The sequence below is a fragment of the Pseudomonas sp. PB120 genome, from assembly GCF_009761815.1.
In the GTDB taxonomy this organism is placed as follows: Bacteria; Pseudomonadota; Gammaproteobacteria; order Pseudomonadales; family Pseudomonadaceae; genus Aquipseudomonas.
The window spans coordinates 22,543-43,004 of record NZ_RWIN01000036.1 but is presented as its reverse complement, the minus strand read 5'-3'; the positions used below and the strand labels follow the sequence as shown (position 1 = coordinate 43,004).

General features: G+C 60.0%; 16 protein-coding genes. All 16 read right to left on the bottom strand.

All coding sequences use genetic code 11. From position 1 onward, the window contains the following. Positions 1-76: 76 nt before the first annotated feature. From EJA72_RS06150 to tssA, 16 genes are read right to left on the bottom strand one after another with little or no spacing between them, the layout of a single operon-like run. Positions 77-1,078 (bottom strand): serine/threonine-protein kinase, encoded by a 1,002-nt coding sequence (locus tag EJA72_RS06150; RefSeq protein ID WP_178129107.1) that lies wholly within the window; start codon positions 1,076-1,078, stop codon positions 77-79. Then, a complete protein-coding gene (locus EJA72_RS06145) occupies positions 1,075-1,803 on the bottom strand; it encodes a PP2C family serine/threonine-protein phosphatase (RefSeq protein WP_157710616.1) in 729 nt (242 codons plus the stop codon). Before EJA72_RS06145 ends, EJA72_RS06150 begins: the two co-directional genes overlap by 4 nt. Further along, positions 1,803-5,321: a type VI secretion system membrane subunit TssM gene (tssM, locus tag EJA72_RS06140; RefSeq protein WP_157710615.1), complete on the bottom strand. Its 3,519-nt coding sequence runs from the start codon at positions 5,319-5,321 to the stop codon at positions 1,803-1,805. Before tssM ends, EJA72_RS06145 begins: the two co-directional genes overlap by 1 nt. Before the next feature lie 13 nt (positions 5,322-5,334). After that, positions 5,335-6,204: a type IVB secretion system protein IcmH/DotU gene (icmH, locus tag EJA72_RS06135; RefSeq protein ID WP_157710614.1), complete on the bottom strand. Its 870-nt coding sequence runs from the start codon at positions 6,202-6,204 to the stop codon at positions 5,335-5,337. Positions 6,205-6,209: 5 nt separating this feature from the next. Next, entirely contained in the window at positions 6,210-7,541 is a 1,332-nt protein-coding gene (tssK, locus tag EJA72_RS06130; RefSeq protein WP_157710613.1) for a type VI secretion system baseplate subunit TssK, read from the bottom strand. A 2-nt stretch (positions 7,542-7,543) separates the two neighbouring features. Continuing rightward, the gene (tssJ, locus tag EJA72_RS06125) at positions 7,544-8,044 is read right to left on the bottom strand and encodes a type VI secretion system lipoprotein TssJ (protein WP_157710612.1); all 501 of its coding nucleotides are present in this window, start codon (positions 8,042-8,044) and stop codon (positions 7,544-7,546) included. Between the two features lie 5 nt (positions 8,045-8,049). After that, a complete protein-coding gene (gene tagH, locus EJA72_RS06120; protein WP_157710611.1) occupies positions 8,050-9,246 on the bottom strand; it encodes a type VI secretion system-associated FHA domain protein TagH in 1,197 nt (398 codons plus the stop codon). A gap of 17 nt (positions 9,247-9,263) precedes the next feature. Beyond that, entirely contained in the window at positions 9,264-9,404 is a 141-nt protein-coding gene (locus EJA72_RS06115; protein WP_157710610.1) for a type VI secretion protein, read from the bottom strand. A gap of 42 nt (positions 9,405-9,446) precedes the next feature. Further along, entirely contained in the window at positions 9,447-10,964 is a 1,518-nt protein-coding gene (locus EJA72_RS06110; protein ID WP_157710609.1) for a sigma-54-dependent Fis family transcriptional regulator, read from the bottom strand. 10 nt (positions 10,965-10,974) lie between these two features. Next, positions 10,975-13,596 carry a type VI secretion system ATPase TssH gene (gene tssH, locus EJA72_RS06105; RefSeq protein ID WP_157710608.1) on the bottom strand — a complete coding sequence of 874 codons (2,622 nt, stop codon included), beginning with the start codon at positions 13,594-13,596 and terminating at the stop codon, positions 10,975-10,977. Positions 13,597-13,609: 13 nt separating this feature from the next. Beyond that, positions 13,610-14,617 carry a type VI secretion system baseplate subunit TssG gene (gene tssG, locus EJA72_RS06100; RefSeq protein ID WP_157710607.1) on the bottom strand — a complete coding sequence of 336 codons (1,008 nt, stop codon included), beginning with the start codon at positions 14,615-14,617 and terminating at the stop codon, positions 13,610-13,612. Next, positions 14,581-16,368, bottom strand: coding sequence for a type VI secretion system baseplate subunit TssF (tssF, locus tag EJA72_RS06095; RefSeq protein WP_178129105.1), 1,788 nt, complete (start codon positions 16,366-16,368; stop codon positions 14,581-14,583). Before tssF ends, tssG begins: the two co-directional genes overlap by 37 nt. Positions 16,369-16,384: 16 nt before the next feature. Continuing rightward, on the bottom strand, positions 16,385-16,792 hold the full coding sequence (gene tssE / locus EJA72_RS06090) for a type VI secretion system baseplate subunit TssE (protein WP_157710605.1): 408 nt from the start codon (positions 16,790-16,792) through the stop codon (positions 16,385-16,387). Positions 16,793-16,805: 13 nt separating this feature from the next. After that, positions 16,806-18,281: a type VI secretion system contractile sheath large subunit gene (gene tssC, locus EJA72_RS06085; RefSeq protein WP_157710604.1), complete on the bottom strand. Its 1,476-nt coding sequence runs from the start codon at positions 18,279-18,281 to the stop codon at positions 16,806-16,808. Between the two features lie 28 nt (positions 18,282-18,309). Further along, complete coding sequence (tssB, locus tag EJA72_RS06080) at positions 18,310-18,813, bottom strand: type VI secretion system contractile sheath small subunit (RefSeq protein ID WP_157710603.1); 504 nt, start codon at positions 18,811-18,813, stop codon at positions 18,310-18,312. A gap of 32 nt (positions 18,814-18,845) precedes the next feature. Beyond that, the gene (gene tssA, locus EJA72_RS06075; protein ID WP_157710602.1) at positions 18,846-20,402 is read right to left on the bottom strand and encodes a type VI secretion system protein TssA; all 1,557 of its coding nucleotides are present in this window, start codon (positions 20,400-20,402) and stop codon (positions 18,846-18,848) included. Positions 20,403-20,462 lie beyond the last annotated feature (60 nt).

Here is a 20,462-nt window from a genome sequence, read left to right as displayed (position 1 = left end):
CTCGCCTTGATCATCCTTTAGCGATAAAGGGGCGACTCGAAGCGCATTCCAATAGCGCAATTCGCGAAGTCATCCATTACACCCAACGCCGCAAGCGCTGTACCAACGAAGAGCTAGTGCCCATCGCAACACGCAGTTGTACGGCGGTGATCGTTCGAGCCGCCGCGTCAAAAGCCAATGCCATGCGCAAGGCTGGCCAGCAGTGTTTTGGCAGATTCCGAGGGGCGCTCAGCTCGCGGTCGAGGCGGCCATCACGCGCCTCGTTGGACGGCAAGCGGCGAAACGGGTGTTTGCCGCTCGCCAACTCATAGAGCACGCAGGCCACGCCGAAGATATCGGCGCTGGCCGACAACGCCTGGCCTTCGAGCAGTTCGGGGGCTGCATAGCCTGGCGTCCAGGCTTTGAATCGATCGCGGCTCAGGTGTGGCAGGCCGGGGAGGACGCCCACTTCGGCTTGCCCCAGACCGAAGTCGAACAGACGTACGCCTTCTTCGCAGAGCATCACGTTGCTTGGTTTCATGTCCCCATGCAGTACGCCTCGAGAGTGGGCGTAGGCCAGCGCGTCGAGCAGCGGCAGCGCGATGTTCCGCAGCTCGAACCAAGGCAGGCCCAAGGGTCGCTCGCAGAGCAGTTTGTCCAGGGTCATCCCTCGCATGAGTTCCATGGTGATGAAGGCACGCTGGCAATCGGTGTCCACTTCAAAGGAGTGCGGGCGCAGCACGTTTTCATGGCGCAATCGTCGGGTCAGCGCGAACTCGCTGTAGAGCAAGGCACTGGCGTCCGGCGACTCGGCAAATTCTTCGCTAAGGATTTTCAGCGCAATGTAGGGGTCGGGATCGCCGAACTGTTCACTTAGCAGATCCCGTGCGCGGTAAACCGCGCCCATGCCGCCGGCACCCAGCAGGCGTTCGATGCGGTAGCGGCCTGCCAATACGTCCGGGAGCTCGCCGACGCTGACTAGTGTCGGCGTCAGCGCGGGCTGCACTGCGTGCGATTTGGCAAACGCAAAGTAAGTCAGGTTGTTGGCTTGCTCTTCGCTCATCAGCAGGTCATCAAGCGGCGGCATGAGCTGGGTCATTGGCGTATCACTACGGCGGTCAGGTTGTCCGTGGCCGAGCCAAGCAAAGCGCCGTCGAACAGCCGCTCCAGTGCGACATGCGGCGCCACCAAGCTCAGGGCCCTACCCAAAACATCGCTGCTCATCCCGTTGTACAAACCATCGCTGCACAACAGAAACGCATCGCCGGGGCGCACCTCGAGTTCGAGCACGTCCAGTGTCAATTGCTCGGCAGCTCCGACCGCGCGGGTCAAGGCATGTGCGCCGGGATGTGCACGGGCATCTTCAAGGCTCATTTGCTGGTCGTCGATGAGTTGCTGTTGCAACGAATGGTCCTTGGACAGCTGATACAAACGCTGAGCACGCCACAAGTAGCAGCGGCTGTCGCCGGCCCAGATACAGGCCGCTCGATTGCCTTTTACCAGCAGCGCCACCACGGTGCTGCCCATAATGCTGTCGTGCCGCCCGGCGGTGACGGTCAACTCCTGCCCCAAGCGGCGATTGAGCCAGTGCAGGCACCGGCGAATACCTTTTAGACGTTGGTCAAAATCGTCCTGCATCGGCAATTCCGCCAGACTGGCGACGATCAATTGGCTGGCAATATCGCCGCCCTGATGACCGCCCATACCGTCCGCGACCACCCACAACCCCTGCTCTGGGCTGTCGAGGAACGCATCTTCGTTGCGCGCCCGGACCTTGCCAGTATCGGTGCGCGCAGCGCTGCGCCAGGAACTGGCAACCCCCATCAGAGCTGCACCGGCATACGGAATGTGCGCAGCACCCCCATATCGAACGGGTTTGGCGAGCGCTGGCTGGCCAGCAAGTAGTTGGCGCGCAGGCCGCCCACATCGGCCTTCAGCACCAGCACGTCGCGACCGCTCAAGTATTCGGTCTGCATCAGGTCGAACAATCGGAACAGTGACCACGGACCGGAGTTCTTCTCGATGCCGATCGGGCGGCCGACCATCTTGTCCATTACCAGGCTGGTACGACCGTCTTCAGCGTCAGTCGGCCATTCAAATGAAACCGGCACGATAGGGCCATGACGGTATTCGATGGTCTTGTCGCCGAACTTGAACTCGGAACGACTGACAGCAGGGTCGAGGGTGTAGGGCTCGAGTTTGAACTGCACCTGCGGTTCAGCCGTGTTGATCGAGAAGAAGCTCTGGCGAATCACTTGCACGGCGGTCATCTGGTCAAGGTAGACCCTGGAGATCGGCAAGCTGTGACCGTCGATACTGCGCAGGCGGTAATTACCGGGATCGCCACTGACAAACGGGCGCATGTAATGATCGAAGAAGCGATCGGCAATGCCCTGCACCTTGAAGAACTCACGGAAGTCGCTGATCGCCACGTCGCTGGTGCTGTGGGCGCTGAATGGGTAACGCTTGTTGATCGCCTTGCCGTAGAAGCTGTACAGCTCGCTCTGATAGCGCTGGTTCAGGTACCGGTAGGAATCGTTGAGCACCAGGCGCCAGGTGTCTTCGGCCAGCACGTTGAACCATGCGTTGATCGGGCGCGGTAAGCGGTTCGATGCATTTCGCAGATTGCTCAATGCGTCGCGCTGGCCGCTCATGCGGATCTTGGCCATCTCGAACGCGGCGTGCTCTGGCGCACTGGCACGCGCGAGACTTGCCAGTTGCAGTTGCAGGTCGTTGAGCGCTGTCAGTGCCGGGATCAACTCAGCGCTCGGGCCGTTGTTGCCATCCAGCAAACGGTGCAGCGGCTCGAAGCGACGTTGCAGGGATTTCTTTGAGGTGTCCGGCAGGTTCCTGGCCATGTCCGACGCTTTGTCGGCAGCGGCAGCGGCCAGCTTACCGAGCTTGCCGCCCTTCTCTGCCAGTTTCCCGGCAGCATCGGTGCCGGCACTGTCGGCAATCAGCTGGAACCGGGTGTTCTCCCGCACTTCTACCAGCAGTTGCAGGACGGGGGAATTGGCCGACGTCAGGCCCGCCAATTGCTCCGCACTGTCACCCGCCTCATCGATCGGGGGCAAGGCAACCTGGCCAACCGCTTCACTCCAGAAGTTGGCGTAGTCGCGGAAGTACAGTTGTTCCAGTTCGACCATCAAGCGGCGCAAGTCCATGCCGCTGATACCCGAGCTTTCGCCAAGCACCCAATTGTCTCGCAGGATGTCGGCAACCAACGTACCGCCCTGGACGGAGAAATATTGCCGATAACCCTGCCGGGTGTAGAAGCCCGGAATCGCGTAATCGGTGCCGACAAACAAAGCACCTTGCGGGCCCAGGTGTTGGCTCAAACGGTACTCCGGCAGATCTCGGGCCTGCTCGCGCAGCATCCGGTAAACCACGTTGGCCAGCGATTCGCTGCGCAGTACCTGCCGCGCCTGAACCACCAGTTGATCGTTCAGCGGATAGATAAACGGCTGCCTGAGCAAACGCTCGAAGTGCGTGTTCAAACCGTTCTGCACTGCCGTGTTGCCAGCGTAGTGCAACGACCACTCGGTAGCGACCCAATCCTTGAGCCATGCCGTATCACGGCGATCTTTCATGTTCAGCATCAGGTACGCACGCAGGCTATTGAGCAGGCGTTCGCGGTCCTTCGTGTTGACGCGGATCTGCCCTTCCAGCAGCGTTGCGACCTTGGGTAGCAGTTGCGTTTCGAGCTCTCGTTCGTAAGCCGCTTCCACCACAGGATTAACATCGTTCCCCTGGTACAGGCCACCTCGCTTGAGGTAACCGACATCACCCTTTTTCGGGAACACCTGAGTCGCCGCATAACGGGTGTCGAGGGTCTTGAGCACCGCCATGGAATCATTGCGAGCGATCAGCGCCGACCGTTGTTGCGTCCAGGTTTGTGCCAGATTGCGCAGGTTTTCCAGGCGCTCATAGTTGGCGGAGAAACCGCCCGCCCACAACAGACCGAAAAGCCCCAGCGCCGCCAGGGCGCCCACATACAACCCACGCTGGCCCCAATGGATGCGACTGCGTTCACGCTTGTCCAGCCCGGCCAGATCGGCCTCGGGGAAAATCACCCGGCTGAGCAAGTGGTGAATGAACCGCGAACGGCCACTGCGCAGCGTCGGCAACACGCCGGACTTCATCCCCAGATTGGCGCCGATGCCGGCCGTGTCCGGGTCTATTTCCTGAGTCAGATACGGTGCACTGATCAAGTAGAAACCGCGCAATTGGCTGACGCGCTGATAGCGGTTGCCGGTAAAGGCCATGTCGACGAACAGGCACAAACGCTCGCCGATCTGCCCCAATTGGTGTGGGAAGTCGAGGATGCGGCCACGGCGTCGGGTATCGCGCTCCTGGTGCATGCGCATGATCACCTGACTGTTGAGGCGACGCAGCAATGCTTCGAACTCGGCACGCAGCACTGTCACGTCGGCACCGCTTTGCTCTTGGCGGAAACTGGTACCGAGCACCTGATCGCTTTCTTCGCGGGTCAGCTGATCGAAAAATTCATCGAAACCGAGCAGCTTCTCCGCCTTGCTCAGCACCAGATAGATCGGCACATCGACGTGCAGTTTCTGGTGCACGTCCTGCAAGCGCGCACGCACTTGGCGAGCCAGTGTTTCTAGGTTCGGCTCAGCATTGCTAAACAGCATTTCCACGGGAATGGTCACCAGCACACCGTTTAACGGACGGTTGCGGCGACGCTTGCGCAGCAGGTCGAGCAACATGCTCCAGGCGCTGCCGTCGACTTCGGCATCCGGCTGGGTCAGGTATCGACCGGCAGTGTCGATCAGCACACCGTGGTCGGCGAAGTACCAGTCGCAATGACGGGTACCGAGGGTGTCGCGGGTCAGTTTGCGGTCGATCTTGTTGATCGGAAACTCAAGCCCCGAGAAGTCCAGCAGGCTGGTCTTGCCACTGCCCTGCGGGCCGATCAGCAAATACCACGGCAAGTCATTGCGCCAGTGCTCGCTGCGGCCGCGATACAGGCTCGACGTCTTCAGGGTTTTCAGGGCGTCCTTGAAACGCTCCTTCAACACTTTCTGCTCATCGTTGATGAGCTCTTCACGGCGGATCCGACCCTGGCCGTCCTCGGTCTCTTCGACGGCTTTTTTGCGCGCGCTTGTGCGCCAGCTGACGAAGACCATCGTCAGACCCCACATCAGGAACAACACACTGATGGTCAGCAAACGGGAGGTCGAACCTTTCCAGAACTTATAGTCATCGACCGCCAGCAACGGCCCGACACACCACACCAACAATGCGACCGACAGCACCAGCAGCAAAGTCCAGACCCAAGTCTGGCGCACCAGGGCACCGACTTTCTTGAAAAACTTTCTCATCACACGTCCCTGTTTACGGCTGCGGCCGGGCTACTGCCGAATTCAGCGGCTGATAAGGTTGCAGAACGGTGTCGCGCTGCTCGCCCAAGACCCAGGCGAAACCCGAATACATCACGGCCAGACAGACCACGGTGAACAGCACCACCCTCCACGCTGGCACGATGCGTACCAGGCTGCGGCGCTGGGCATTCAAGCCCTCCCATTGCGGTGACAGCTCGCGAGTGACGTCGCCGCGCAACTGACGGATCTGCCGAAACAACGCGTCGCGGATGCCCTCGAGTTCGAACATGCCGCGCGCTTGCACCCGGTACTTGCCTTCAAACCCCAGGGACAGGCACAGGTACATCAGCTCCAGCATCGGCAGGTGCTTGACCGGATTTTTCGACAGGCTATCCAGTAGCTGAAAGAACTTCTGGCCGCCGAAGGTCTCGTTATGGAAGCTGCTGAGCAGGCTCATCTGCGACCAGTCGCTTTCATTGCCCCACGGCGTGGTGACGACGGCTTCATCGACCACGGTGCAAAGCACGTAACGCGCGGCCGTCACCTGGCTGCTTTCGGCGCCTTCGTGCTGTGCGCGAGCGTCGAACAGTTTCAGCGCGTCGGTCAGTCGCTTATTGAGTGCGTGCAGGTCTTCGCGGGTGTCGCTGTGCTTGAGCCGCACCACTTCCGACAACACCTCTGACCCAGCGGCCACCAGGGAGTTGAGGCTGATATTGAACGTCTCTGCCGGGCGCAGGCGCGCAGCGTAGATCATCCGCTCTTCAAGCTGCTCAAAGCGCGGCGGTGCAGCGAAATCTGTCAGCGGACTTTGCGCCGGCCCGCGGCCCTGCCGGTCGAGCAGGACGGTTTTATCGTCCTGATGGTGTCCCGTGTCCTTGATCATGTCGGTCAGTTCCTGATGGCCCAGAATTTCAATTCGAGTTCGGCAAATTCGCCGGACACATGGAACGCGAAGCCGCCGGAGCGCTCGAGTTGAGCCAGGTCATCGGAACTGAGTTCGAGGATGAAATAGGTTTTGTTGGAGTGAAACGCAATCTGCCGCGGGGCCACCGGCAACGGTCTGACCTTGATGCCTGGCAGATGCAGATTCACCAAGTCACGGATGCGCTCCACCGGTGCCACTTTCAGGTGCGCCGGCAGGCGATGGCGCAGCTCTTCGGGGTCGCAGTCGGCGCTGGCCGCGAGTACAAACGACGCCGAGCCCAGCAGTTTGTGGTCGTGCAATGGCGAGACGATGATCCCGTACTGACGCGCTTGCAGGACAAGTTCGATGGCGTGCTGCTCAAGCACCATCGACAGCACCTGACGAATCGCTTCCATCAACTTGCGAAAGCTCGCGCCCTGGTCACTGTGCTGGTAACGGCTGTCCAGACGTGGGCGTTTGCTGTCGTTGGAAAAGGTCGCCAGGTCACCAAGCATGGTCAACAGCGTGCGATACAACTCTTCCGGGTGAACCTGCTCCAGGCCGAGGTAGTGACGCAGCAACAACTCGGTGCGGTTGATCAGTTGCAACATCATGAAGTCGCCAACTTCGGCGCCACCGACCTTTCCGTTAGAGCGAATGCGTTCAGCGATGGCGTCGCCGCGGTGGCCGAGCAGGCTGATCACCTCTTTGAGGCACGACAGCAGGTAGCTGGACGAATGCGCCTGAATGTAAGTCGGCACGAAGTCCGGATCGAGGGTTATCACGCCGTCGGGCGTAGTGTCGAGCACGTCGCAGATCTTCAATTTCACATAGGCCTGATCGCTCTGCTGCTCGCCCAGCAACAGTTTGAAGTCCGGTCGTCCACAGCTGATTTGGCTGACGGAGTCATCACCGGCGTTGGAGTCGGCTACGTCGGCTTCGTACGCAGTGAACCGCGCCAGCACTTCGGATTGCTCCGGGCGACGTGATTCGATGTGGTTACCGGTGACCAGCGGCAGCGTCAGATAAATCGGCGTGTTGCCCGTGCTCGGCGGCACATCAAGCGCCAGCGGCTCAGTGCTGCCAACGAGCTCGAACAGGCTTCCGTCCGGGAGAACCCCCGAGGCGTGGCTGATAACGAGTTTGCCCATGTTGAGGAACTGCAAATCAATGTCGAGGCTGAGAAAGCCCCAGGTGTAGCTGCCCAGCAACTGGGTGCGGGTTTTCATCTGGTGATCGTAGTAACGATCGCTGTGCTGAAAGTGCTGGGGGCGCAGCAGCATGCCTTCCTGCCAAATGACTTTATGGAGATTCATGATCAGTCATCCGCCCTGGCAAGCGTTTCATGGCTGTTGCGGATGCCGGCCTGGTCGAGGATCAATTCGACTTCGGTGATTTCCTTAGGCGTGATTGGCACGGTGTAGCGCCATTTGGTTTCCGGTAGGTCGCGGTAGGCTGCGAGGATTCCGACGTAACGGCTGCCCTCTTTCGCAGTGAGCTTGAGTTCGACACGTTCGCCCGGACGCAGCTCGATCTCTTCGCTGACGACCAGATCCGGGGCCAGGGACTCCTTGGCTCGCTCATAAAGGCTGAAGAAGTCGGCGTTCTCGAACGCCACCGGGTGCTTGAGTTCCAGCAGATGCACCACGATCGGCGACGGACGTCCGTTGAGATCCGGGTTCAACTGATCGCTGGCGGTGAGGTTCAGGTTGAGTTTGGTGAGGTGGGAGTACGGCGACAACGACGAGCAACCGGCCAGCAGCACCAGGGCTATCATCGCCATGAGCGTCTTGAAAAAAGCGGTTGGACAGCGAGACATGCACATCATCCTTGGTGGTCGGTGTGAAGGGTGGAAATCAGGCGGATCTGCTCTTCGTAGGCCTGGGCGAAGTCGCGGGCCAGCAGTCGTTCGCTCCAGTCGTCGTCCTGACGCAGGGCCTGGTGATAACGACCGTACGCTCTCCAGCGGCTGCCGGACGTCGTTAGTAACGGCTTGTTGTCGCGCTCGAAACGCAGGGTCAATTGTTGGGGCGAGAAGTGTTCCAGCGTGCCGCGAACAGCAGCGCGGCTGGCGGTCAGCAAGGCCACTTGATGCGCCTGCAAATCGCGGAATGCCCGTGAGATCGACTGCTCGGCTGGCAGCTGACCGGGTTTGTTCGGCTGCAACAAAATCCCCAGTGCTTCACTGGCATCAACTGCAAATTTCAGTGGATTTTTGTGGGATCCTTGCACCGTGGTCTGGGCAAGGCGCAGTTCGTTCTTCAGTTCGCTGCGAGTGCGCAGGCTCTGCTGCAAACCACCGACACTTTGTTTGAGCAGGCGCGCAGCGTTAAGCGCCATGGCTTCCCGGGCATCTTGGCCAAGGCCTTCGAGGTCCACACCCAGTGCGGCCCCGAAGTGTTTCCAGAATCCTTCACTCTGACCCTCGGCCGCTTTGGGTACAGGTGCGGGCACGGGTTCTGCCGGGGCTTCGACCAGCTGCGGCACCACCATGCTTTCCATGTCGATGCGTGCATAGTCGGCGCGCTGACAGGTGTCCTTGATGGCGGCACTCGGGGAGATCAGCTCGTCGATTTCCGAGTACACGTGCTCTTGCGGGTCAAGGGCGTTCAGCGGGTCGAGGTCGAGGAATGCATTGTCCGGAATGATGCTGCGCGCAGCTTGCGGACGACCGGCGTCTACACCGAAACTCGCCGGGGCACGTAGCAACCGCGCACGGATCTCGAAGTCACCCAACACGTATATGCTGCCGTGCTCAATGCGTATAGCTTCACCCTTGCGCAGACAAGTGCCGCTTCCGCTGTCCTGAATACCGTTGCTACTGGTATCGGTCAGAAAAAAAGTGCCATCGCGGTAGCTGATCAACGCGTGGTGGTTGGACAGGTGGCGCTTGCGGTCCGGGATAATCCAGTCGCAATCCTCGCCACGGCCAATCACGCCGCCGGCCTGTTTGAAGGTCTTCTCGCGCAAATCCGTAGGCACGAACTGCTTGGTATCCAGCATTTCGAAAACCAGTTCCATGGTGCTGCTCCTTGCGGTCACTTGCCGCGATTGACCGCCTGCGGATCACCCAAAGGGCGATAGGTGTTGTCGTTGAATTTGTAATTGCTGCTGCAGGCGCCGAGGCCGCATAGAACGACGAGGGTCAGCAGGACGGCTTGCCAGTGACGAACAGACATCAGAGGGTCTCCAGGGGTAGGCAAAGTACAAAAACATTGAGCTCAGTCATCAATGGCGCCGGTGTTGATATTCAGGCGACTGAGGCGGTACAGCAGCGTGCGACGTGGCAGGCCGAGTTCACGGGCCGTGAGGGTCTGGTTGCCGGCGTTTTTGCGCAGGCAATCGAGCAGCAGGCTGCGTTCGAACTGCGCCAGGCGTTCACGCAAATTCAGGCTGATGTATTTCGGCGCCGGTTCCATGCGCAGGGAAAAATGCTCTGCCAGCAACTCGCCGCCCTCACACAACAGCACGGCGCGTTCGACCAGACCCTTGAGTTCGCGCACGTTGCCCGGGAAGGCATAACCGGACAGACGATCCAGCGCCGCATCGGACCAGCCCACCGCATCGCGTTGCAAAAACGAGCAGGCCTTTTCGGCGAAATTCCGGGCCAGATCGAGAATGTCGCCTTCACGCTGGCGCAGCGCCGGTAACTCGATGGGGAACTGCGCGAGCCGGTAGTACAAGTCCTCGCGAAATTTGCCTTCGCCTACCAGCGCGGACAAATCCCGGTGGGTCGCGGCGATGATGCGCACGTCGATTTTGTGGGTGTCGTTGGAACCGAGCGGACGAATTTCGCCTTCCTGCAACACGCGCAACAATTTGGCTTGCAAGGACAACGGCATGTCGCCGATTTCATCGAGCAACAAGGTGCCGCCATTGGCTGCATCGAATAGTCCGGCACGATCGCGGTCTGCGCCGGTGAAAGCGCCTTTGCGATAACCGAACAGCTCGCTCTCCAGCAGGCTCTCGGGGAACGCGGCGCAGTTCTGCACAATGAACGCCTGCGAACGGCGCGGGCCGCAGTCGTGGATGGCGCGCGCGACCACTTCTTTACCGGTGCCGGTTTCTCCGCGCAGCAACACCGTGTAAGGGCTGTGCAGGACTTTGCTGATCAGCGAATAGGTGTCGCGCATGGCCTTGCTCTTGCCGATCAGGCCATAACCGCTGGCATTCGGGACGCTGGCTTTGAGCGGTCGCGCATCATCCGTTGGCGGACGCAGACGTTGCAGCAAGTGCAGTTGGCCGAGTACGAACGAACCCAGTTGAGCGAGGGAATCGGCGAAGCCCTGGAGGTCGACGTGCTGGCGGCTGGCGCACACCAACAAACCTTCGGCGGCTTTTCGCCGATTGACCAGCGGTACGCACAACAGTGATTGCCACGGCGCGACCTGGGGTGGCAGGAAGCCGGTTTCGTGCAGGCTGCCGTTCAATTTGCCAAGACTTACCACACGGTTCTGGCACAGAGCAAATTGCAGCAATTGCTCGTCGTCGTAATCCGCCGGCAGGCTCGCCGCTTCCCGCGGCTGGAGCACTCCGTTCAGAAACTCGGCGTTCATCCCCAGACATGTGTGCGTCGCGTCCAGCAGGTACAACTGCGTCAGCTCACAACCGCTGAGCTGCGCCACGGCACGCATGAAATCGCCCAATAGCGCCGCGCCGTCCGCCGCTCGTGAGAGGCTGGCGAACTGCGCCAGCAAGGCTTCTGCATAGTTCAACGGCTGCGGCACTTGAGTAAACATCACACCCACCTCAGGCGAACTCGCACGTCACGCGGGCATCGCCGTCGAGCGTGGCGTTGACACGCTTGAGCATTTCTCCAGTAGCCATCGCATCGAGTAAACGGTCGGCAACCAGCGGCAGCACGTGCAAGTCGAGCAAGTGATCGATCAAACGCGCGCCGCTGTCACTTTGAGTGCAGCGTTCGGCCAGGTAATCGACGAGGTCCTGCGAGTAGCTGAAATCCAGCTGCCGACGATTCAATCGCTCGCCCAGGCGACCGAGTTTTATTTCGATCAACTCGCGCAGCACCGGGCCGTTGACCGGGTAGTAAGGCACCACGCGCATCCGCGCCAGCAACGCCGGTTTGAAGTGTTTGCTGAGCACCGGGCGGAGGGTTTCTTCAAGCTTTTCGGCCGTTGGTCGCGCGCCGTTTTCGCAAAGCTCGCTGATGTGGTCGCTACCCAGGTTCGAGGTCATCAGGATCAACGTGTTGCGGAAATTGATCTCACGCCCTTCCCCGTCGTTGGCCACGCCTTTGTCGAAAATCTGGTAGAACAGGTTCAGCACGTCCGGATCAGCTTTCTCGACTTCATCGAGCAGCACCACCGAGTACGGTTTCTGACGCACAGCTTCGGTGAGCATGCCACCCTCGCCGTAACCGACGTAGCCGGGCGGTGCACCGATCAGACGCGAGACGGTGTGCTTCTCCTGGAATTCAGACATGTTGATGGTGGTAAGAAAGCGCTCGCCGCCGTACAGCAAATCCGCCAGGGCCAGTGCGGTTTCGGTTTTACCCACACCGCTCGGGCCGACCAGCAGGAACACGCCGACCGGTGCATCTGGTTTGTCCAGGCCGGCTGCGGTGGCACGCATCGAGCGGTCCAGTGCATGAACCGCTTGTTCCTGCCCACGAATACGAGTGCGCAGATCGGTGGCGAAACTGGCGACTTTAGCGTTGTGTTCGCGGGCCAATTGCGCCAGCGGTACGCCGGTCCAGGCGCTGACCACTTCAGCCACCAAGCGCGGGCAGACCTCGAAACTCACCAGGCGTTCTTTGACTTGGGACTCTGTCAGTAGGCGGTGGGCTTCGTTTAGCGCTGCTTCAAGGGACGCCACGTCGTCCGCTGGTGCTTCAAGACAGTCCTCAACTGTGGCGGTCGGCTCGATGGCAACGACTTCTCGCGCCTTGGCCAGTTGTTGGCGCAGGTCCAGCAGTCGCTCGGCCAGTTCTTTCTGTTCGGTCCAGTGGGTTTCCAACGTGCCCCTTTCTTCGTCGGCAGCGACCAGGCGATTTTCCAATGCGTGCAGCGCCTCGTGATCGATCAGCAAACCCGCGTCGGCATCACGGCGTAGCGCCTGTCGCTGACAGCTGCCTTCGGCCAGCTCGCTACGCAAGAGCTCCAGGCTTTCCGGGGCGGCAGCAAGGCTGATGCGGACGCGAGCGCAGGCGGTGTCGAGCACGTCGACGGCTTTATCCGGCAACTGGCGGCCCGCGAGATAGCGAGCCGACAACTCGGCCGCTGCGACCACCGCGTCATCGCGCAGATAGATGCCGTGGCTCTTTTCGTACACCTGAGCCAGTCCACGGAGAATGGTCACCGCTTCGCTGACGGTCGGTTCGTGCAGTAGCACTGGTTGGAATCGACGGGCCAGGGCCGGGTCTTTTTCGAAGTACTTCTTGTACTCCGCCCAAGTCGTAGCCGCGATGGTGCGTAACTCGCCGCGGGCCAGGGCTGGCTTGAGCAGGTTGGCTGCGTCAGAACCACCGGCATTACCGCCCGCGCCGATCAGCGTGTGGGCCTCGTCGATAAACAGGATGATCGGTTTCGGCGAGGCTTTGACTTCGTCGATCACGCCTTTTAGGCGACGTTCGAATTCACCTTTGACGCTGGCACCGGCTTGTAACAGCCCCATGTCCAGCGACAACAGCTCCACGCCTTTCAAGACCGGCGGCACTTCCCCGGCCACAATCCGTGAGGCCAGGCCTTCGACAATCGCGGTTTTACCGACGCCCGCCTCACCCACCACAATCGGGTTGTTCTTGCGACGACGCGCAAGGATGTCGACCATCTGCCGAATCGCGCCGTCGCGGCACAACACCGGGTCAAGTTTGCCGTCGCGGGCCTGTTGAGTCAGGTTGTGGGTGAAGCGCTCCAGTAAGGATTCGCCAGGCACGGCACGCTTGCCGGTGGCCGGTTGCTCTTTCTGGGACAGGGCAAATTCTTTCAGACGCTCGATGTTCAGCTTGGCCAACAACGACTGATAGCGGCTGCCGGCGTACCGCATCGGATTGCGTAGCAGCGCAAGGATCAGCGCGGCTTGCCCGACCTGGCTTTGGCCCAATTCGAGGTTGGCCACCAGCAACGCATCCTGCAGCCACTGCACCAGTTCCAGGGCGAACACCGGGTTGCGCGAAGCGCTGTGCTCGACCCGCGATTGCAGCGCGGCGTTCAGCTGCCCGGCGTCCACTTCAGCCTCTTGCAGCGCACGCGCGAGCAGGCCTTGCGGACGCTCCAGCAGACCGAGCAGCAAGTCTTCGACGAGTATTTTGCTGCCGCCACGTGCGACGCAACGCTCGGCAGAGCTTTCCAGATCGCGACGGGCTTCGGCATCCAGTGCCTGGATCAGTTGTTGCAGGTCTACGTTGATCATTGATCATCTGTCCTTAATGAATTTTGCTGCCCAGGGTCACCACGCCGTCCGCTTTTTTGCGGCCGAGCCAACTGGTCCATCCCAGGCGACAGGCGTTCTGCTCGCCGATGCGCAGTTCGCGGATTTCTTCCTGTCGCAGGACCAGGCGAATGTCGTAGTCGAGCGGGTCACGCAGGGTGAACCGCACTAGCGCGCACAGTGGCTGGTAGCCGAAACCGATCGGCAGGAACTCGTGAAAGCGCTGCCAGTCGAGTTCGCGGATGTGAATGCGGAATTTGCCGCTGCGGTCGCGTACGTTCTCGCCAAGCACCAGGTCTTCGCCGAGCAGGCTGTTGGCGCGACCCAGGCGATTGCGCTGTTCGTCGAGAATTTCCACGCGGCGCTCGATGCATTGCTCGATGGTCAGCTCGGCGTGCTTGAAGTAGTAACGCAGCACCGCTTCGATCAGTGCCGCCGAATGCGCTCGTAAACTGAGCAGGCCGAGGTATGGCAGCAGGCGTTTCCAGTTGAGTTCCCGGGCGTTGCGAATCTCTTCACCCCCTAGGCCGATCAGCGCAAATAGCTGGGAAGAAAACGGGTCCAGCGCGCCACTCTGGAAGCTGGCGCGGTAGCGGTATTTTTGCCAGATCGGCAGCATCAGTCGTTGCAGACGATGGTGGAACAGGTCGAAGAAGTTGCGGGTCGGGTTGCCATCCTCACCGTCGCCCAGCGCCTGTTCACCGTAGAACGCCGGCAATGGCGAGCCGGAACCTACCAGGCCGATCAAGTTGAATCGCAGGCGCGCACGCATCTGCCCGTGCTCATGGAAAAACTCCACGCGATCAACATCACTGCCCGGAAAACCCAGGCTCGGGTTGGCCTGAAACTCCAGTTGGTCGTACAGATCGTCTTCGCTCAAGTGCGGGTGTGCATGGCGCAGCCGGTCAATCACCAGCAGCACGGCCTGAAACAGCGAGTACTCACGGATTACCTGCGTCAGCCCGCTTAAAGCAGAGGCTGCAGGCCCATGCGTGGTGTCCATTGGTACACCTCTCCTTGTGTACTGGTTACCCGCAACTCGTGATACGAATTGAGGCTGGCGTAAAGCGCGAAAAACTCGTTTAGCACCGAAGCGAACACAAACAGATCGCCTTCACCGATATAGCCTTGCGGGTCGATCGTCAGCTCCGTGCGCAATCCGCGAACCGGCAACCCTCGGTGCAGCCGGTCGACATGTTGGTGCTGGATTGACTTGAGTCCGCCCAGCAGGCATTTGCTGATTTTTTCAGCCTGTTGGTCGTAATAGCGCGGCAGGTCATAGGTTTCGAGAATCACCTTCAGCGCATTGACGTCAGCCAGCGACAGGTAGTTGAGCGACATGTTGCTGATGAGCTTCCACAGGAAGTCGCGATTCAGCGGCGGTGCGAAACTGGCAGTGGCCGGGGTGATGTTGCGGAAGCTCAGGAACTCCGGCGTTTTATCGCTGGCCATGCAGATGTCGCCGAGCTTGAGCTTGTGCGGCAGGTTCTGGTTGGTGCACATCAGCTCGATCGACAGGGTTTCGTTGGCTTCGGTGTGACGGATGCCGAAGCTCAGGTAGGTGTCGAGGCCGTCGTGTTGCGAAGACGAACGTTGGCGGATGCTGTAGTGCGGTCGGCTGGTGGGCACGTCGAAACTCGGGTCGTGCTCGAAGGACTCGAACGGCACGTACGCCTGATAGCCCCGACCACCCGTCTGATAGCCGGTGACGGTTTCCACCGAGAACACGCCGCAGTTTTCCAGATCGTATTTGGCGGGCATCAGCAAGTATTCATCCTGCTTGCCATCGAGGCGGATCGGCAGTGCGTCGTGCTTGAACAGGTTGACGATCGGCGTGCAGTGGAGCTTCACATTGTCCAGCGTTGGACGCAGACGCTGCATGCCGCTCTTGCGAATGTCGAAGCGCAATTCGAGACCTCGCATCTGCTTCAACGCTTCTTCCGGCAGCGCGTTGAGCAGGTCCAGACCGTTGACGTCGACGAAGAGGAATTTGTCCTGAAAAGCGAAGTATTCCTGCAGATAGCGATAGCCACGGAAAGTGTTCAGCGGATACGGAATCAAGGCTTCTTCTTCGGCAAAACCCACCGGCTGCACGCGATTACCGGGCATTTTGAATATCATCGGGGTACCGCTGACGCCATTGACAGGCTTGCCGGCGGCGTCCAGCGGGATCAGCTCGATGCTTTCCAGGTAGCGCAACAGACTGAGGTAGAGCATCTGGCTGATGTATCGCTCGCCGGCAAAGTGCAGGCGCAGACGACTCAACTCCAGTTCACCGAGGTGGCCGTCGACGCTCATCTCCAGCCGCAGGCTCAACAGCGAACCCTTGCCCTTCACCGAATAATTCAGCGCGGCCAGATCCAGCGGCAACACTTCAGTCGGGTAGCAGGTGCGGAAACTACAAATCACGCCATTGATCGGCGTGCTCTCCACCGGCGTGTCGCGCTCGACCTTTGACGCCGGCCCCGAGCGCTTCAAGGGGTCGAACTGCAAGATGCTGAATGCCGGCAGCGGTCGCATGTAGTTTGGCCACAGCAGCTGCATCAGCGAGTGGCTGAGCTCCGGCAATTCGTCATCGAGTTTCTGTCGCAAGCGCCCGGTGAGAAACGCAAAACCTTCCAGCAACCGCTCTACGTCAGGATCCCGCCCAGCCTGACCCAGAAAAGGCGCCAATGCCGGGCTACGCTCGGCGAATCGACGACCCAACTGGCGAAGCGCGGTGAGTTCGCTTTGGTAGTAGTGGTTGAAAGACACGCGCAACACCTTGTCGTTAACTGACGTTGACTTGACCGCTGCCATTCAGGCGCGCGGCGAAACTGACCTGTCGCTTGAAGCCGTCCACCTCCAACAGGCCTTCAATGCTGAAGGACAGGCGAAGCTGATCGTGATCACGCGGCTGGGAGATGACACGCACTTTGCTCAGACGCGGCTCGTAGGTTTCGATGAAACTTTCGATGGCCCTGCGGGCTTGGCTCAGGGAGTCGTGCAGGCTCAGGCGCATGTCATTGAGATCGGGCAGCCCGTAGTCGGGCAGCGTTTGCACGCTGCCCGCACGGGTGCTGAGCATCTTGGCGAGATGGGCCGCCACGGACGCCATGGCGCTGGCCTCACGGCTCCAGCCGACGCGTTTGCCCGCGTCGCCACCCAAGCGTTCGAAAAGGCTGCCGTATCCAGTCATGCGTCAGCTCCGCTTACTCTTTGTCCAGCTTGCCAACCAGCGACAGGGTGAAATCGGCCCCCATGTACTTGAAGTGCGGGCGCACGTTCAGGTTGACGCGGTACCAGCCAGGTTCGCCTTCAACATCACTGACGATGATCTGAGCTGCGCGCAGCGGACGACGCCCGCGGACTTCGGCACTCGGGTTTTCCTGATCGGCGACGTACTGGCGGATCCACTTGTTGAGTTCCAGCTCGAGGTCGATGCGCTCTTTCCACGAACCGAGTTGTTCGCGCTGCAGCACTTTCAGGTAATGAGCCAGGCGGTTGACGATCATCATGTAGGGCAGTTGGGTGCCGAGCTTGTAGTTCAGCTCTGCGGTTTTGCCCTCTGCACTGATGCCGAAGAACTTCGGTTTCTGCACCGAGCTCGCGGAGAAGAAGGCCGCGTTGTCGGAACCTTTGCGCATGGTCAAAGAAATGAAACCTTCATCGGCCAGTTCGTATTCACGACGGTCGCTGACCAGAACCTCGGTCGGGATCTTGGTTTCGATTTCGCCCATGCTTTCGAAGTGGTGCAACGGCAGGTCTTCAACCGCGCCACCGCTCTGCGGCCCGATGATGTTCGGGCACCAGCGGAATTTGGCGAAGCTGTCGGTCAGCTTGGTGCCAAATGCGTAGGCGGTGTTGCCCCACAGGTAGTGCTCGTGGCTGTTGGCGACGGTTTCCTTGTACACGAACGATTTGACCGGATTTTCTTCCGGGTCGTAGGGGTTGCGCAGCAGGAAACGCGGCACCGTCAGGCCGACGTAACGGGAGTCTTCCGACTCGCGGAAACTCTGCCATTTGGCGAATTGCGGGCCGTCGAAGTGATCTTTCAGGTCCTTCAAGTCCGGCAGGCCGGTGAAGCTTTCCAGGCCGAAGAATTTCGGGCCGGCAGCCGCAATAAACGGTGCGTGCGACATGCAGGCAACGCTGGACACGTACTGCATCAGCTTCACGTCCGGAGAGCTCGGAGACATGAAGTAGTTCGCGATGATCGCGCCCACCGGCTGACCACCGAACTGACCGTATTCAGCGGTATAGATGTGCTTGTACAGGCCAGCCTGCATGACTTCCGGCGAATCTTCGAAGTCGTCCAGCAGGTCTTGTTTGGAGACGTTGAGGATTTCGATCTTGATGTTTTCACGGAAGTTGGTGCGCTCGACCAGCAACTGCAAGCCACGCCACGACGACTCCAAAGCCTGGAAGTCCGGGTGGTGCAGGATTTCGTCCATCTGACGGCTGAGCTTGGCATCGATCTCGGCGATCATGCGGTCAACCATGGCTTTCTTGACCGGCTCACCGTTGTTTTGCGGCTTGAGCAGTTCTTCAATGAACGCCGACACTCCGCGCTTGGCGATGCCGTAGGCTTCGTCGTCCGGGGTCAGGCGGGTTTCGGCGATGATGCTGTCGAGAAGGCTGTATTCGCGGTCCTCGTTGCTTTTTTGCTGCGCTGCGCTGTTGATCATGGCGTTGGCTTCCTTGGCTGATGGAGACTCAGGCGACCTGGACTGCGGCATTCAGGCCCAGCTCACCCAATACGCGACCGCGGGATTCATCGTCGGCGAGCACGCCTTCGATGGCTTTGCGGAATGCTGGCGTATTACCCAGCGGACCCTTGAGGGCCACCAGTGCGTCGCGCAGCTCCATCAGTTTTTTCAGCTCGGGCACTTGCTCGACCAGGCTGGCCGGGTTGAAGTCCTTCATCGAGTTGATGCGCAGTATCACGGCCAGTTCTTCAGTGTCGCTGTCGTCCTGAAGACGGTTCGGCACGCTCAGCGTCAGTTCCAGCGCTTGCTTGGCCAGCACCTCGTCGAAGGTCATCTTGTCGATGCTGATCGGCTTGCGATCTTCGACGTTGCGTTCGTCCTTGCGGTGGGTGTAGTCACCGATTGCCAGCAGTTTCAACGGCAGTTCAATCTCTTCCTGAGCACCACCGGTGGCAGGTTTGAAAGTGACGTTGATTCGTTCCTTGGGGGCTACCGAGCCTTCTTTGGCCATGGCTTTTTTCCTTGCGGTTGTGGCCCGGAGGCCTAATCGAGTACCACTTCAAGATCGAGGTGGCACAGCCTGCGATGTATCTCTTCCTTGCACTCACGGACGACATGGCTCTGCGGCAACAACTCGCAGCAGCTATTCAGCAAATGCAGCACTTCCAGCGCAAGGTCGGGCTCCCATGCGTGCAGGCCTGAGTCCTGTAATGTTTGGTCGAGGGTGTCGAGTTGGGTCTTGGCCAGTTCGTATTTCCTGGCGATGAAGCAGAGCCGTGCGAGGGCGAACTGCCAGAAGAATCGAGCGCGGCCGCCATGGGCGCCTTGCAGGCCTTGCTTGAGGATTTGCACGGCGGCCTTGAGGCCATCCTTGTGCAGAATCGGCAGGGCTACTTCCAGGGCGATGTCCCAGGCCGGCTGAGTGTCGGTGACTTCGACCTTGGGGGGTGGACTGGCGCTTTGCAGATGCGGCATGACGTGGTCGCTGATCCAGTCGCGGGTGGCGGGATCGGCGAAGGGCGCGCCGTCGTGATAGCGCAATTCGATAATGCCGGGCAGACGCTGGATCAAAAGCGCGAAGTGGACTTCCACTTCCCGCATGGCCAGTTCGGCGTTCAAACCCTGCAGACATTCCCAGATCATCCGCTGGCCGTCGAACCAGAACGGTGCCTTGGCCAGGCTGGCCTCAAGTTCAACCAACAAGTCGGCGTACTTGGCCTGGTCGAAGCGATCCTGATAGTCCTTGAGCTTGTCTGCCGGCAGCCCGCGCAACGCGGTGACCTGCTCGGCGTTGCGCTCGGGCATGGCGTCAATGGGCAGCCAGAGCAACGTGCGATTGAGGCGCAGGGCGCGCAGATCGGTGGCTTTTTGCTTGAGCCACCAGGCGCATAACGGGCGCGCACTTTCCTGCTGGGTGCGCAGGGCCTTCTGGGCGTCCTTTTCGTTGTCGATGGGTGCGTCGGGCGTGAATAACTGCGTGGCGACCTGCTTGACCTGAGCCACCGCAGCGCTCACCACTCCGGGTTGCGGTTGGTTGTCGGCAGCGCGCTGGACCATGTTCTTCAAGCGGCGGGAGAGCGGCAACAGTAGCGGCGCATCGTCGCGTAAATGCTGGGTACAGGCTGCGTCGAGCCCTTCCAGATGCTCCACCAGTTGGCGAAACATTGGCAGCTGTTCCTTGATCGCGACGTTTTCGGTCAGCACCTGCTCAAGACGCGACACCAGCCAGCTGATGGCAGCGGAGCGGGTGCGGTCTTTGTGCGGATAGACGTCGGCCCAGTGATGCTCACTCAAGTGGTGCAGCAAACCGAGACCGGCCAGCAGCCCTTGAAAGGATTCACGTTGGTACAAGGCCCAGGTCAACCAGGCCGCCACGCGCAAATCCTTGGACTGGGTGCGCAGCAGGTTTTCGCTGTTTTCGCGGATTTTCTGCCAGTCGGTCTGACCGCTTTCGTGCATGGAGCGGGCTTTACCCAACTCACTTTCCAGCGCTTCGAATTCTATCGAGAAGCGCACATCCTCGCCCGCGAAATGCTCTTTGGAAATAGAGGATTTTGCGAGTTCGAGATAATGCTGGGAAAGTTTGCTTGAGTAGGACATCCATGACCCTTAATTTGGATTACAGCCATACACCAATTGATAATCGCGCTCTTTTAAATG